The following is a 15029-nucleotide window of genomic DNA, read 5'->3' as shown; positions in this document are numbered from 1 at the left end:
CTCTCTACATACGTTTTATATTATTGTTTAGTATGTATTTCCTAAGGGAAAATATTCTAATGAGCATTTTGGCTCATTAGTCATGAACTATATATATCCGAGTTAAAAAAATAAAAACACCTTTCTTTTAGCGAAGGACAAGAGCATCTAGCCATGCATGGAATTAGTTAAGGCCTTTTCCTGCCACATGCGAGGTTTAAAACAAAGTGAGTGAGTGTAGATCATGTTGTATTCTCCATAGCAACGATTTATATAACAGTCCTATTAAGTAAAACAAAAAGCATTTCTTTCTATATGCATCATAGAAAGAAATGCTTTTTGTTTTAACGATATATAATACATATTTTTAATGATTTTCAATTTTTTTCTTTTTATTTCGTTCTAATTGAGCCGTAATACCAGTGCGGTCAATTTGAATCCAGTACTCCACAATTTTTCCGTCTTCTACACGATACACCGCGCTCGCTAATTCAATGATAGGAAGTCTGGTTGGTTGGTATCCATCAACTTCACCAATATGAGTACCTGTTTGTTTCCAGCGAACATATACACGATCTTGCTGAGATGCTAACAACTCTTGAATTTCTAAAGTAAACGTACCATAAACATCCAACATCTCTTGTACATGATCCGCATAATCCATAGGAGATCTTTCAACTGTTACTTCATCTTCAGCTTGAACTTGATGAGCCAACACTTTTTCTGCCATAAACTCTGTTACTAGATGCAGATTACGTCCTGAACGTATTTCTTCAAAAAATCCTCTAACTACAATCTCAGGCATCATATAACAATCGCTTCCTCTCAGTATTATTTTCTATGAAAATAACAAAAACCACCTCATTTTGCAAATGAGATGGTTTTTTCATCCGTCGACTCTCATCGAACAATCTTTATTTTGTGTCGAATCGCCGATAAATTGTAAAAAGCGCTGATATATTTCTTCTGCGCTACTTTCCGCTATATACTTTCGGGCATTCGTCTCCAGTCGGTTCGTAAAAACAATGATTCTTGTATTGTCCCGCATGAGGTTGATCCCACCACGTCGGAGGACAATTACCAACTGGCCGGAAAAACCACAAAGAATACACACCTGGCCATATACGAGCATAATTCAAACACTTTCTTGCCATTTCTTTCTCGCTCTCTCTTGCTCTTTGATAAAAATACCCTTTCGTCGTTGCTTCAAAGCCGCCTGGCTGCTGATACACCATTTGCGAAATATTTGTAATTTGTTTAAAATCTAGACAATCACACATGACGCGATTCACACCAACTGTCCCTACGGCCATCATCCCTTGTTGCCCTTCTCCTTCTGCTTCAGCACGCATGAGACGAGCTAATAAATCTACATCAGTTTCTGTATAGGCAATTCTCGTCATTTTTATCCCTCCATTCTCCCTATCACTATATGCAAAAAGGATTATTTGTTTTAAAAAGACAAGTTCTAAATAATAAAAAGCCCGAGTAGCGACTTTTTAACCTGTCTACTACTCGGGTTTTTTATTAAAAATAATCTAATTATTTAACTCTTCGACAGAATAATAACATTCCACCTAAAACAAACGACATCATTCCTCCTGCTACTGAAATCATCCATTCTGATGTTCCCCCTGTTTCAGGAAGTAATCCCTGCCCTTATTATCCTTTTTATTAGGCTTCTGGATTCTTAATATTCGTGTTTGTACCTGTGTTTGTTTTTGTATCTGTATTTGTATCTGTATCTGTATTTGTATCTGTATTTGTTGGGACTTTAATCTTTGTATTCGTAATGTCATAACCATTCACTTCGGATTGGTATCCTGCTACTGGTTGTTCTTTTACTTCATACTTGTACGCTACGCCGTTCGCATCGTACGATTGTAGAAAAGGTCCTGGCCGTTTCTATGCACGGCCAGGTGCTCTCGTCTATCTGGAAGTATACTGTTTTTTAACTTTCATATAAAAGAATGGTCATTCCTCCTACCTCACAGATCCTCCCACATACGCTGAAATATCAACGTTTAACGCTTCTGCTAAACGCATACCATATTTTCGATCTGCACGGAAGAAATTACAAATCGCAAGCAGTTTTGTTTGTTCATTTACACCTTTCAAATCATTTACCAAGTTTGCAATTAAATTATCTTGTTCTTCTTTTGAGAATGAACGATAACGCTCACCCGCTTGTTGGAAATCATTTGGCTTCTCAATTTTCTCACGAGATACATAACCTTCAAGTTTCATAGTTGAATCGCGATATACCGAATCTTCAGTTGGATTTTCCGCATGACGACTTGGTTCGTAATTGATTGTAGATGACTGTTGATTTACTTGCATGAAACCATCACGCTGTTGATTATGCACCGCTGCGTACGGACAGTTTACAGGGATTTGTAAGTAATTTGCCCCTAAGCGATAACGTTGTGTGTCTGGATAAGAGAATAAACGTCCTTGTAATAATTTATCCTCAGATGGCTCAATACCAGGCACAGTTGCGCTTGGTGAAAATGCCGCTTGCTCAACTTCTGCAAAGAAATTTTGTGGGTTACGATTTAACGTCATTGTACCTACTTCCGTTAATGGGAAACGATCTTCTGACCACATTTTTGTTGGATCTAGTGGATCAAACTCTAAGGAATCCATTTCATCTAGTTTCATAACTTGTACGTGAAGATCCCATTTTGGATAATTTCCACGCTCAATCGCATCAAATAAATCACGAGTTGCATGATTAAAATCTTTTCCTTGCATTTGTTCGGCTTCTTTTACATTAAAGTTACGTACACCTTGCTTTGGCTTCCAGTGATATTTTACATATACAACCTCGCCATTGTCGTTTACCCATTTAAATGAATGAACACCGAAGCCTTCCATTTCGCGATAATTTGCAGGTGTACCGTAATCAGAAAATACCCAAGTTAACATATGAGTCGATTCTGGTGTTAGCGTCATGAAATCCCAATAACGATCTGGTGTTTGAATATTTGTATTAGGCGCTGGTTTTAAAGAATGCACCATATCTGGGAATTTGATTGCATCACGAATGAAAAATACAGGTAAGTGGTTACCAACAAGATCATAGTTCCCTTCTTCTGTATAAAACTTCACCGCAAATCCCCTTGGATCACGAGCTGTTTCTGGAGAACCTTGCCCATGAATAACCGTTGAGAAACGAACAAATACAGGTGTTTCTGTTCCTTCTTTCTGTAAGAATGCTGCTCTTGTATATTCTTTCATACTATTTTTTGTTACGAAAACACCATGAGCACCAGCACCTCGTGCATGTACAACGCGCTCAGGAATACGTTCACGATCAAAATGAGCTAATTTTTCTACTAAATGATAATCCTCTAATAATACTGGCCCGCGACGACCTGCTGTACGAGAATTTTGATTATCCCCTACAGGAGCACCTTGGTTTGTTGTTAAGCGATTGTGTTGGTTCATTTTGGAGCCTCCTCTTATATAATAATTATTTATTTAAAATAATTATAATTTAATTATTATTAAAAAGAAAGCCAGTTGTCAACTATTTGTTTAAAATTTTTTAAAAACTACTCCTACTATATGATTGATAACCCTTCTTCATCACCTCCATGCCTATGTGCTTGATATAAGATAAAACAAAGAAAAAGTAGCCTATACACATACATAACAATCACAAAAAAACAGAGAAAACCTAAAAGAAATAGAATTTTCAGTCTTCTATTTCTAAAAAAAGAATTTGCTACTTCCTCTTTGTGAGTTCAAGTTTAACACTAAAAATACACGGCTACAAGATGAAAAGTGACAATTTTCTCATTAATTCGACATCATTCTACAATCTATCTTAAAATGTTCACATAATTTTAAAAACACTTATGATCCACGCTTATTTCCAACAAAAAAACTGCCCCCAAAAAACGTTTAGAACGCCATTTGGGAACAGCTTCATATGTACAAATGTATTTTGCTTTCATCAATACAACGCAGTTTACTTACCGGTCTTCCTACTTGTTGATACACCATTTCATTCTCTAAAACTCCAATTTCAATTAAAAACATGACATACTTTCGAATGGAAACTCTAGAAATCCCAACCAATTGTGCCATTTCTTCTGTTGTAAATATTTTTCCATGAAGCAATTGTATCTGTTTCCAAACTAGCTGCAATGTTTGCTTTGTTAGTCCTTTTGGCAGTTCTTTACCTGCAAGAGGTTCTATTTTTTCTTTTTGTAAAATCAATGCATCTAGTTCAGATTGATTAATATTAGGCTGCGCCTTCATAAATTTAAATTTTTCACGATAAGCAGATAATGCTTCCTTAAAACGTTCAAATGTAAATGGCTTAATTAAATAATCTACAACTCCATATTGCAGTGCCTTTTTAATACTTACCATATCATGCACCGCAGAAATCATCATCACATCAATTTCTTTTTCTTTATTTCGAATATGCAATAACAATTCAAACCCAGTATCACCAGGCATAAAAATATCAAGTAATATAAAATCTATATGGGATTCTTCTAGTACACGTAACGCTTCATCTACAGAGTTAGCTATATGAACAAGTTCAAACCCGCCAACTTGTTCTAAATAATGTTTATTTAACATCGCTACCATTGGGTCATCTTCTACAATTAAAACTTTGATCATAGTTCTATCTCATCCCTACTTTTATATGGTGTTTCAATTGAGATTGTCGTTCGCTTTCCTAATACTGAATCGATATGTATAGTTCCTTTTATGCGCTCTACGCTTTCTTTCACAAGATATAAGCCATATCCGCGATTTTCTCCTTTTGTAGAGTACCCTTTTACAAATAATTTATCTATTTCTTCTTGTTTAATCCCATTACCTGTATCTGTAACTTTTACAATTAGTCCATTGTAATATATAATTTCAACATTTACCTGCTTATTTTTACAATCCGCTACTGCATCCAAGGCATTATCAATTAAATTCCCTACAATTGTAATGAGTTCATGAATAATATCCTCATCTTCCGGCTCTGGTAAATAAGCATCTTCATTGATCGTTAATTCGATTCCTTTTTCTCTTGCATAGCTAAGTTTCCCAAGTAAAAAACCTGCAAACACAGGATTTTTTATCTTCCGCATCACATCTCCAATTTCATATTGATGCTCTGATACCATACTGCTAACATACGTTTCTAATTGTTCATAATTCTTCATATGTGTTAATCCCAAAACAACATGCATCTTGTTCATAAATTCATGAGATTGTGCACGCAAAGCCTCTGCATATAGTCGAATACCGGTTAACTGCTCTGCTAATTTTCTTATTTCTGTTTTATCACGAAATGTCGCAATCGCCCCAACAATTTCTCCCTTTACATATAATGGAACCCGGTTCGTAACAATTGTAATTCCATGTAGACTTTGTTCCTCATCGAACTGCGCTACTCCGGTTTGCAATACTTCTTTTATCCGTGAATTCGGCATATATTTCTTAATGTCTTTACCAATAAACTCTTCTTTAATCCCGCTTTTCCCAATTAACCGCCTGGCTTCGTTATTAATTAAAGTAATCCGCGCATCCTTATCAATTGCGATAATTCCTTCTTTGACAGACTGTAACATCGTATTGCGTTCTTCTAAAATCTTTGAAATTTCACTAGGTTCGAGACCGAATAAAATTTTCTTAATGTGTCTAGCCAATAAAATAGCCCCTATAATTCCTACTAAAATCCCAACGCTGACACCGATATACATAATATTTCTGCTTTCTTCGACCATCTCTTCTACATTATTAGCTGAAATTCCAACAGCTACAACCCCTATTTGTTTTTTCGTTTCAGAAAAGATTGGTACAAATACTCGCATAGACCTTCCTAATGTCCCTTTTGCTGTTGATACATACTCTTTTCCTTTCAAGGCCGTTTCCTCATCGCCTCCAACGAAATGTTGGCCTATTTTCGTTGGATCTGGATGAGATTTTCGTATCCCATTCATATCCATAACGACAATGAATTGAACATATGTATTTTTTAAAAGCCGATTTACATTCGGCTGAATTTCAGATTCATCTTTTCTTCCCGATAAAGCATCAATTACGAGCGGTGAATTTGCTGTAATACGTGCAACCACTTTTGCTTTTTCAATTTGACTTTCTTCTGTCGTACGTTCGACATGATGACTAATTAAAATATCAGTTACAAGTAAAGCAAATGCAACTACAGCACATACTAAAAATGCGATCGTTTTCTGCAAGTCCCAAAACGTCTTACTTTTCTCCATCCCGCCTGTTCCCCCTGTAATTTCTATATTGCATGCGAAATCTATAATACTGATTCTTTACAATGAAAACAACTTTTTTTCTTAAGTACGGTTATATGGAACATTTCACTCATTGAAACTCCAAAAAAATCCAGAGAAGTCTTCAACAGAATTATTGGAATATATAACGTTTTTTAGATAGACAAGAGAATATGGCCACGCATAGAAACAATCAGATCTTTTCCTACCACACGCAAGGTTTAAAACAAAAGGAGCCAGCAATTTTATGCTGCATAGCAGCGACTTATATGTTGAAAATAGATATATAAAGAAAGAATAAAACTTATCCCCACCTCTTAAGGTGGGGATAAGTTAAAAAAATGGATGATATGTATCCAACTTAGACATACACAATCCACACCTTTTGGATTCGTAGTATGTCCAAATTCAATATATTTATTTCATCACAGTTTCATTTTATCCCGCTTTAACGGGCAGTAAAGGCTAGCAAAGAACTAGGAAGTAAACTGCCCGTAAAAACCCGATTGGCTCAACTAACATCTTGGAAAGAAAAACCTTTCCCAAGACGAAGTTTCGCTTTATCCCGCTTTAACGGGCAGTAAAGGCTAGCAAAGAACCGGGAAGCTAACTGCCTGTAAAAACCCGATTGGTTCTACTAACCTCTTGGGAAGAATAGCCTTTCCCAAGAGGAAGTTTCACTTTAGTGTTCAATTGAATAGTTTGGCACTTTTGTAATTTGTGCCACTCCTGATTCAATTGCTGCTTTTGCGACTGCAGCTGCTACACTTGGTACAACTCGTTTATCGAGCGGATTTGGAATGACGTAATTTGCATTTCGTTCTTCATCTGTAATGATATTAGCAATTCCATATGCGGCAGCTAATTTCATTTCCTCCGTAACATCTGTCGCACGCACATCTAATGCACCGCGGAATATACCTGGGAATGCTAATACGTTGTTCACTTGGTTTGGATAATCAGAACGTCCTGTTCCAACAACAGCTACACCGGCCTCTAATGCCTCTTCTGGGAATATTTCTGGTACTGGATTTGCCATTGCAAACACGATCGGACTTTCATTCATTGTCTTCACAAGTTCTTTTGTTAATACGTTAGGAGCAGATACACCGATAAAAATGTCTGCGCCTCGAATCGCTTCTTTTAATGTTCCGCGTACATGTTCGCGATTCGTTTCTTTCGCAATCTCGATTTGTGCAGGGTTCATCCATGACTCTCCCTCGCACACGATACCTTCTAAATTTACTAATTTTATATGCTGTGCGCCTGCTTTTAATAATAATTTACCAATCGCAATCCCTGCAGAGCCAGCCCCGTTAATGACAAACTTTACTTCATCCATTGCTTTATCTACTACTTTTAACGCATTAATAACTGCCGCTAAAACAACAATTGCCGTTCCATGCTGGTCATCATGAAACACTGGAATATTCGTTTCTTCTTTTAAACGCTTTTCAATTTCAAAACAGTGTGGTGCTGCAATATCTTCTAAATTAATACCCCCAAATGTAGGTTCTAAATTTTTAACGATGGTTACGATTTCATCTACATCAGTCGTTCCAAGGCAAAGCGGAAATGCGTCGACATTCGCAAACTTTTTAAATAAAATACTTTTCCCTTCCATAACAGGCATAGCTGCTTTTGGTCCAATATTCCCTAATCCAAGTACTGCTGTTCCGTCTGAAACAACAGCAACCATATTACCGCGCGCGGTATAATCGTAAACTGTTTCTTCATCTGCAGCAATTGCCTTGCAAGACTCCGCTACGCCTGGTGTATATGTCAAACTTAAATCATCTGCTGAATTCACTTCTACTTTACTTGTAATTTCAATTTTCCCTACTAACTTTTTATGAAGTAATAATGAACGTTCCTTAATTTGGCTTTCTAACATAGAAATGACCTCCTCCGAATTTTACAAGCTAGCTTATCTGCATACATTACCAAAACATTTTTAATAAAAGAGTCTCCTTTTTATTTTGAATCCACATGCAGGCACCGCCTTATGTTCTTACTCACATAATAAAGCGCTTTCAACAATAAAAATAGATTTTGAAAGTTTTGTAATTCTTTTTGTAAATAAAAAAAGGAGATTAGCAAACGTAGAAAAACGCTATTCTTTTTATAGATTTCTACAAAAAGAATAGCAGATCAAGATGATGAGTTCTTTAATACGATACAATCGAAAGAGGAGTTCATGTACATTTTGTAAAAAGGGGTGGTTCCTTTTATATCGAGACTATTATGTTTTTTTGCAATATAAAAAGCCCCTTTAGTTTTTTTCTAAAGAGACTTTTGTATATTTCTAAATGTATCGAGTTCTTATAAAATGAAACTTCTATTCAAAGTTTCATTTTATCCCGCTTTTACGGGCAGTTAGCTTCCCATAAAAGCCCGATTGGTTCTACTAACCTCTTTTTCCCAAGAGGAAGTTTCACTTTACTGTTCGATTGAATAGTTTGGCATTTTTTTAATTTGCGCCACACCTGATTCAATTGCTGCTTTTGCAACTGCAGCTGCTACACTTGGTACAACTCGTTTATCGAGTGGATTTGGAATGACATAATTTGCATTTCGCTCTTCATCTGTAATGATATTAGCGATCCCATATGCGGCAGCTAATTTCATTTCCTCCGTAACATCTGTCGCACGCACATCTAATGCACCGCGGAATATACCCGGGAATGCTAATACGTTGTTCACTTGGTTTGGATAATCAGAACGCCCTGTTCCAACAACAGTTGCACCAGCCTCTAATGCCTCTTCTGGGAATATTTCTGGTACTGGATTTGCCATTGCAAATACAATCGGATTTTCGTTCATTGTCTTTACATGCTCTTTTGTTAACACATTAGGAGCAGATACGCCGATAAAAATGTCTGCGCCTTGAATCGCTTCTTTTAATGTTCCGCGTACATGTTCGCGATTTGTTGCTTTCGCAATCTCAATTTGTGCAGGATTCATCCATGATTCTCCTTCGCACACGATACCTTCTAAACTTACTAATGTCATATGCTGTGCGCCTGCTTTTAATAACAATTTACCAATCGCAATCCCTGCAGAACCAGCACCATTAATAACAATCTTCACTTCATCCATCGCTTTATCTACTACTTTTAATGCGTTAAGAACTGCCGCTAAAACAACAATTGCTGTTCCGTGCTGATCATCATGGAATACTGGAATATTTGTTTCTTCTTTTAAACGCTTTTCAATTTCGAAACAGCGCGGCGCTGCAATATCTTCTAAATTAATACCCGCAAATGTAGGTTCTAAATTTTTAACGATGGTTACGATTTCATCTACATCAGTCGTTCCAAGACAAAGCGGGAATGCATCGACATTCGCAAACTTTTTAAATAAAATACTTTTTCCTTCCATAACAGGCATAGCCGCTTTCGGTCCAATATCACCTAAGCCAAGTACTGCCGTTCCATCTGAGACAACCGCAACCATATTACCACGTGCTGTATAGTCATAAGCTGTTTCTTCATCTGCCGCAATTGCCTTACAAGATTCCGCTACGCCCGGTGTATATGTCAAACTTAAATCATCAGCTGAGTTTACTTCTACTTTACTTGTAATTTCAATTTTTCCTACTAATTCTTTATGAAGTAATAACGAACGCTCTTTAATTTGACTCTCTAACATAAAAATAATCTCCTCCTAATTTTACAAGCTAGCTACGTCTTTACATAGCTAGCTTGTCTGCTGTTACATTACGAAAACATTTTTAATAAAATTGATGCAGTTACAACCATTGCTGCTCCGCCTAAACGCGTTGAAATTTGTGCAAACGGCATTAATTCCATACGGTTTGAAGCTGATAAAATTGCAACGTCTCCCGTTCCGCCAAGTCCACTATGGCATCCTGTTACAATCGCTGACTCAACTGGGTACATTTTCATAACTTTCCCAACAAGGAAACCAGTTGCAATCATTGTTATTACTACTGATGCACACACCGCAACATATCCAACTGAAAGAACAGCTGCTACATCCTTTAACGGAATATACAATAATCCTAAACCAACCATTAATGGCCACGTTAAGCTTGTCGAAATAAATTTGTATAAATGATATGCACCTTGCTCCATTTTTGCTGGAATTAACTTGAAGTATTTCACAAGTGCTGCTGAGAAGATCATAATGATCGCCCCTGGAATACCAATAAATTTAGAAGCTAATCCACCGAAAATAAAGAACGTACATGCGATTAATAAACCTGCTCCCATTAATGAGAAGTCAATTGGTTTTTCAGTATTTTGTTCTTTTAATAAGTCATCTTGATTACCTGTTTTTACTAATACACCATTACCGCTAAGCTCTGGTTTTTTCTCACCTAATCGCTTCATATATCCAGCGCCTACAATCGCAAACATATTTCCAATAACCGCTGCTGGAATAAGCTGAGATACAAATGTTGCTGATGATTGATTTAAAATCTCACTGTAGGCTAAAGAAAGTGGTAAAATCCCCTCTCCGATACCACCGCTCACAATCGGTACAATGATAAAGAAGAACGTTCTCTTCATTTCGAATCCAAATAATGATCCAACTAATAATCCAACTGCAATAGAAGCAAGTGTTCCTACAACTAACGGAATAAACATACGAATAAAGCCTTGTACTAATACTTTACGGCTCATTCCTAAAACACTTCCGATTACTAAACAAGAAATGTATAAATATAAAAAGTTTGATTTTTTCATTAACATATTTACAGCATTCATTGATGCTGGGTTCATCCAGTTAAAGAACACAAGAAATGAAGGAATAAATAATGAAAGAATTGCTGGTCCGCCAATGTTCCTTAAAATTGGAATTCTCATTCCGATATCGCCGAGGAAAATACCCATAATCATAATAACTGCAAATCCGCCAATCATATCCGCTGGCAACTTATTATATACAGATGCTCCGTAAATAACTGCTGCTAGTACAAGATATAAAGGTAACGGTATAACACCAATTTTTATGTTCATAATTTTTGAAACAAATGTCTCCTGCTTTGTTTCTACCTCACCTGCAGGCGGCATTGTTTCCACTTGCTTTTGAATCCCCATAGAGGCACCCCCTTATGTTGTTATTTACAATGTTAAAACGCTTTCAATAGTAATAATAGTTTTTGTAACTTTTGTAAGTGGTTTTGTAATTAAAAAAAGTGCCCGAACTGTTTTCAATCTGACTTATTTGATTCTATCTTTCCCCTGTCTTCTTTGATTATGAACACTTTTTTTGTGTTATAATTTTAATATTAAGAATTATCAAATATTAGATGAGGTAAATTTACGAAATGAAATTATATGAATGGAGTAAAGATGTTCAAGAAATGTGTGAGGACTCAATTCCTTATGATCCCTTTGTTTTTTCTTTGCTGGCTTCCTTATCAGGATTCATCACGTACATGAAAAAATAATATAGGGGAGATACTTCATGCAGCGACTACAAAAAGAATATACAGAATTACAAGAGTATGATCAGACGAGAAAACGCAAAGGCGATTCAATTATGAATACTATTGATGCTTTTGCGAAGAATGCGCGTTATTTGGAGTGCTGATTGCTATTTTATGCATCCCTTTTTATTTAATTAAAAGTGCTAGAAGTGCGAAATAAAATAAGGGCATGCTAGCTAGAAAAATCTATCAGCATGCCCGTTTATTATGCAGTTTTATATTTTTTATTTTTAATGCTATATACAACATTTAGAACAACTTTATTTTATCCCCATATTTTAAAAATAAAGCTAAATCCCCAAAGAATGTATGCAAGTTGTGATACTATATACATGGAAAATTCAAAACCAGTAAGTTTTCTTTCTAGTTTAATTCTTCTTAGATACATGTAAAAGCAAAATGTAGATAAAACTAATAATAATTCAGCAGTTTTATTTATATTTCCTAATATAGTAATACCGACTCAACTCCTTACATTAAATGGTAGAGAGACATAACCTAAGGATACCATAAGGATTATTTAATTTAAATGAATTTTCACTTTATAAAAAATCTTACTTACTGATTTCTAAACCGTAAACATTATTTGTTTATAGAACAAACTACATAATTGATATTTTAATAAAATAAGCAGCTTGTGGATCTAGTTTCCACAAGCTGCTTATTTATTTCACACCTAACTTTTCCTTTGCTTTCCCAGGTACTTCATTCGCCTTTATTTCTTCGTAACTTTCAATACCATTTGTTTTGTCAGGATATTTACCACTTACATACACACGCAGAACTGCCCCTACTTTTAAGTTTTTCGTTGCAAAAAATTTAACTGTTTCTTCATTCCCTTTTTTATCATAGGATTTCATTGTATACCAATATATGGGTTGTTTTTTCTCATCATGATCTTCCACAGGCTCTTCTTTTCTATTCTCAGTGATTTGAACATAATATTCTTTTGCTATCCATTTTTTTATATCTATCGCATCATTTTTTTCAGCTGCAGCTAGAACTACCATTGAAGATACCGAGAATAATAGCATAAATAACGTAATCCCTATTACATATTTCTTCAAGTGAATCACACCTCTTCTGTCTATTTGCTATGTCTGTTTGTATCATAAAATTTTTATATATGATTTGTTATCGATTTACGTGACAGCAAGATTACATTTATGTAAGGTATTCCTTTTCTCATCACACATATTTTTTGTGATAAAATCAAGGTAAATTAAGGAAATAGAAGGGGGACTTGGGGATGAATCGAGTTGAAGACAAGTTTTTGTCTACTATACTTTCTCAATTTATACATATAAAAGAACGTGCTGGACAAGCAATTGAACAATTAACCGAACAAGAACTCCATTGGCAACCTAATGAAGAATCTAATAGCGTCGCAATCATTATGAAGCATTTAAGTGGAAATATGCATTCAAGATGGACTGGCTTTTTAACAACAGATGGAGAAAAAGAAGAAAGAGATCGCGACGATGAATTCGTTGATACGATCCAATCAAAAGAAGAATTACTCCATATTTGGGAAAAAGGATGGTTCCTTCTATTTTCAACTATTCAAGAACTCAAAACAGATGATCTACTGAAGGTTGTGACCATTAGAAAAAATCCCTTAACGGTTTTAGAGGCCATTCAAATTGAAATTGCCCATTGCAGCAATCACTTAGGACAAATTCTATATATCGGTAAGCAAATTAAAGGTTCAGAGTGGAAAATATTAAGCATTCCGAGAGGACAATCTAAAAACTTTGTTAAATAAAATCAATAAGAAAGGAGCGATATATGGACAAACCAGTTGTAATTGAAGAATATACGGCAAAGTGGGCATTACAATTTAAGAAAGAACAAAAAATCATTAAAGATATTATAGGTGATGCAGTGCTTGCTATTGAACATATCGGAAGTACATCTGTCGAAGGATTAAGCGCAAAACCTATCCTTGATATAATGGTTGGCGTTCATGATCTTAACGAAATAAATACGTTCATTGAACCACTGAAAACAATCGGATATGAACATGTATTTCATCAAGAATTTCCAAATAGAAGATTCTTTCGGAAAGGATTGTGGAGAGCAGGTACGCATCATTTACATATTTATCAATATGGTAGTGAGGACTGGCAAAACAACCTTTCATTTCGAAACTATTTAATAAATCATCCTGATGTACGTAGGCAATATGAGCAATTAAAGAGAGAATTAGCGACTAAGCATCGTTTTGATAGAGTTGCATACACAAATGCAAAAGCGCCATTTATCGTAGATATTATAAGAAAAGCGGAAAAGGAGAGATAAATGTGGATTCTTTACTTCTTACAGCAGTAATCGCTTTGGGTATGTTTTATATTTCCGGTCAGTTAAACAACATTCATACAAGATTAAAGCGAACAGAGGAAAAATTAGATCGAATCGCTAAACATATGGGACTCCCTGAGCATGAAATTAACGAAGAACTTCGCCAACTAGTGAAAGATGGGGATAAAATCAAAGCAATCAAGAAGGCACGAGAGATTTTAGGGTGATCATTGCTTGAAGCTAAACATTATGTTGATTCTTTATAGCGCTATAAAAGCTAGCAAAATGCTAGCTTTTTGCATTTTAAATATATTAAAATGTCGAATTTAAAAGAAAATTGTCTATTTTCCGTTGATTTCTTTTACTATACATGTTAAACTCTTAACAATAAAGAAAGAGTAGCGAAAAACCCTTAAGTTTATAAACTTTCTGAAAATTTAGTTTTCAAAACTTTTTTAACTTCATTGACATTCTTGTGCTGCTCCCGCTCTTTCTTTATCCTTTTAAGAAGCTGTCACAAAGCTAGTACTTTGTGGCGGCTTTTTTTATTTTTCTTACATCCCTGCACTATTCTTTATTGTTTGTTGCTCAATAGGACTTTTTATCAACTTTAAGCAAACTAAAACAATTAAAACAAACCCTACCTCTACCGGATCCGATATAAGAAATAATTTAGGTGGCCCATAAATATCTTGTAAAAACCCAATTAAACTACCCCCACCGTACAGTCAAATATTACATCTGTTCATATACTGATAATAAGTTTATTCTGTTCGTCAAAAAGGGGGGACTCTTTTGGAGTCATTTTATTCTAGAAGGAACTGCAATCCTTATTATTTTCCTTGTGCGCTTCCCGTTCCGGACGGACCAACTGGCGCTACTGGTGCTACCGGACCGACTGGCGCTACTGGATCAACTGGTGCTACTGGATCAACTGGCGCTACTGGATCAACTGGCGCTACCGGACCGACTGGCGCTACTGGATCAACTGGCGCTACCGGACCGACTGGCGCTACTGGATCAACTGG

15 protein-coding genes and 1 pseudogene are annotated in these 15029 nt (G+C 35.7%); 4 read left to right on the top strand and 12 right to left on the bottom strand.

Features of this window, described 5'->3' with window-relative positions; translation table 11 throughout:
* Positions 1 to 346: 346 nt before the first annotated feature.
* The 10 genes and pseudogenes from BM211_RS20380 to BM211_RS20340 form a co-directional block, all read right to left on the bottom strand.
* A complete protein-coding gene (locus tag BM211_RS20380) occupies positions 347 to 787 on the bottom strand; it encodes an ester cyclase (protein WP_090999180.1) in 441 nt (146 codons plus the stop codon).
* Between the two features lie 163 nt (positions 788 to 950).
* The gene (locus BM211_RS20375; RefSeq protein WP_090999178.1) at positions 951 to 1382 is read right to left on the bottom strand and encodes a cell wall hydrolase; all 432 of its coding nucleotides are present in this window, start codon (positions 1380 to 1382) and stop codon (positions 951 to 953) included.
* Positions 1383 to 1521: 139 nt separating this feature from the next.
* Positions 1522 to 1614: pseudogene (locus BM211_RS27290) on the bottom strand (hypothetical protein); the annotation flags it as partial.
* Positions 1615 to 1653: 39 nt separating this feature from the next.
* Complete coding sequence (locus BM211_RS27285) at positions 1654 to 1788, bottom strand: hypothetical protein (RefSeq protein WP_371261894.1); 135 nt, start codon at positions 1786 to 1788, stop codon at positions 1654 to 1656.
* A gap of 174 nt (positions 1789 to 1962) precedes the next feature.
* Positions 1963 to 3429 carry a catalase gene (locus BM211_RS20365; protein WP_035435964.1) on the bottom strand — a complete coding sequence of 489 codons (1467 nt, stop codon included), beginning with the start codon at positions 3427 to 3429 and terminating at the stop codon, positions 1963 to 1965.
* A gap of 483 nt (positions 3430 to 3912) precedes the next feature.
* Complete coding sequence (locus BM211_RS20360; protein ID WP_035435965.1) at positions 3913 to 4620, bottom strand: response regulator; 708 nt, start codon at positions 4618 to 4620, stop codon at positions 3913 to 3915.
* Positions 4617 to 6224, bottom strand: a complete 1608-nt coding sequence (locus tag BM211_RS20355) for a sensor histidine kinase (RefSeq protein WP_090999175.1) — start codon at positions 6222 to 6224, stop codon at positions 4617 to 4619. Before BM211_RS20355 ends, BM211_RS20360 begins: the two co-directional genes overlap by 4 nt.
* Before the next feature lie 700 nt (positions 6225 to 6924).
* Positions 6925 to 8136, bottom strand: a complete 1212-nt coding sequence (locus BM211_RS20350; protein WP_090999174.1) for an NAD(P)-dependent malic enzyme — start codon at positions 8134 to 8136, stop codon at positions 6925 to 6927.
* 545 nt (positions 8137 to 8681) lie between these two features.
* Positions 8682 to 9893, bottom strand: a complete 1212-nt coding sequence (locus tag BM211_RS20345) for an NAD(P)-dependent malic enzyme (RefSeq protein WP_035435970.1) — start codon at positions 9891 to 9893, stop codon at positions 8682 to 8684.
* A 68-nt stretch (positions 9894 to 9961) separates the two neighbouring features.
* On the bottom strand, positions 9962 to 11308 hold the full coding sequence (locus BM211_RS20340) for a 2-hydroxycarboxylate transporter family protein (protein WP_090999170.1): 1347 nt from the start codon (positions 11306 to 11308) through the stop codon (positions 9962 to 9964).
* Positions 11309 to 11678: 370 nt separating this feature from the next.
* Between BM211_RS20340 and BM211_RS27280 the strand changes: the two genes are divergently transcribed.
* Entirely contained in the window at positions 11679 to 11804 is a 126-nt protein-coding gene (locus tag BM211_RS27280) for a hypothetical protein (protein WP_256217161.1), read from the top strand.
* Positions 11805 to 12365: 561 nt separating this feature from the next.
* On the opposite strand, the gene BM211_RS20330 is transcribed toward BM211_RS27280, so the two are convergent.
* Positions 12366 to 12767: a YxeA family protein gene (locus BM211_RS20330; protein WP_090999166.1), complete on the bottom strand. Its 402-nt coding sequence runs from the start codon at positions 12765 to 12767 to the stop codon at positions 12366 to 12368.
* 182 nt (positions 12768 to 12949) lie between these two features.
* Between BM211_RS20330 and BM211_RS20325 the strand changes: the two genes are divergently transcribed.
* Genes BM211_RS20325 through BM211_RS20315 form a run of 3 tightly spaced genes read left to right on the top strand, consistent with a single transcriptional unit; the run spans position 12950 to position 14228 of the window.
* Positions 12950 to 13465 carry a DUF1572 family protein gene (locus tag BM211_RS20325; protein ID WP_090999164.1) on the top strand — a complete coding sequence of 172 codons (516 nt, stop codon included), beginning with the start codon at positions 12950 to 12952 and terminating at the stop codon, positions 13463 to 13465.
* Positions 13466 to 13488: 23 nt separating this feature from the next.
* Complete coding sequence (locus tag BM211_RS20320; RefSeq protein ID WP_035435980.1) at positions 13489 to 14001, top strand: GrpB family protein; 513 nt, start codon at positions 13489 to 13491, stop codon at positions 13999 to 14001.
* Between the two features lie 2 nt (positions 14002 to 14003).
* A complete protein-coding gene (locus BM211_RS20315) occupies positions 14004 to 14228 on the top strand; it encodes a hypothetical protein (protein WP_090999162.1) in 225 nt (74 codons plus the stop codon).
* Between the two features lie 606 nt (positions 14229 to 14834).
* Here BM211_RS20315 and BM211_RS26815 read toward each other — a convergent pair.
* On the bottom strand, positions 14835 to 15029 hold a 195-nt coding region (locus BM211_RS26815), incomplete at its 5' end, for a hypothetical protein (RefSeq protein ID WP_218160819.1).

This window comes from Bacillus sp. 491mf, from assembly GCF_900112415.1.
In the GTDB taxonomy this organism is placed as follows: domain Bacteria; phylum Bacillota; class Bacilli; order Bacillales; family Bacillaceae_G; genus Bacillus_A.
The sequence above is the reverse complement of the archived record's forward strand: the minus strand, read 5'-3'. Positions and strand labels throughout refer to the sequence as shown.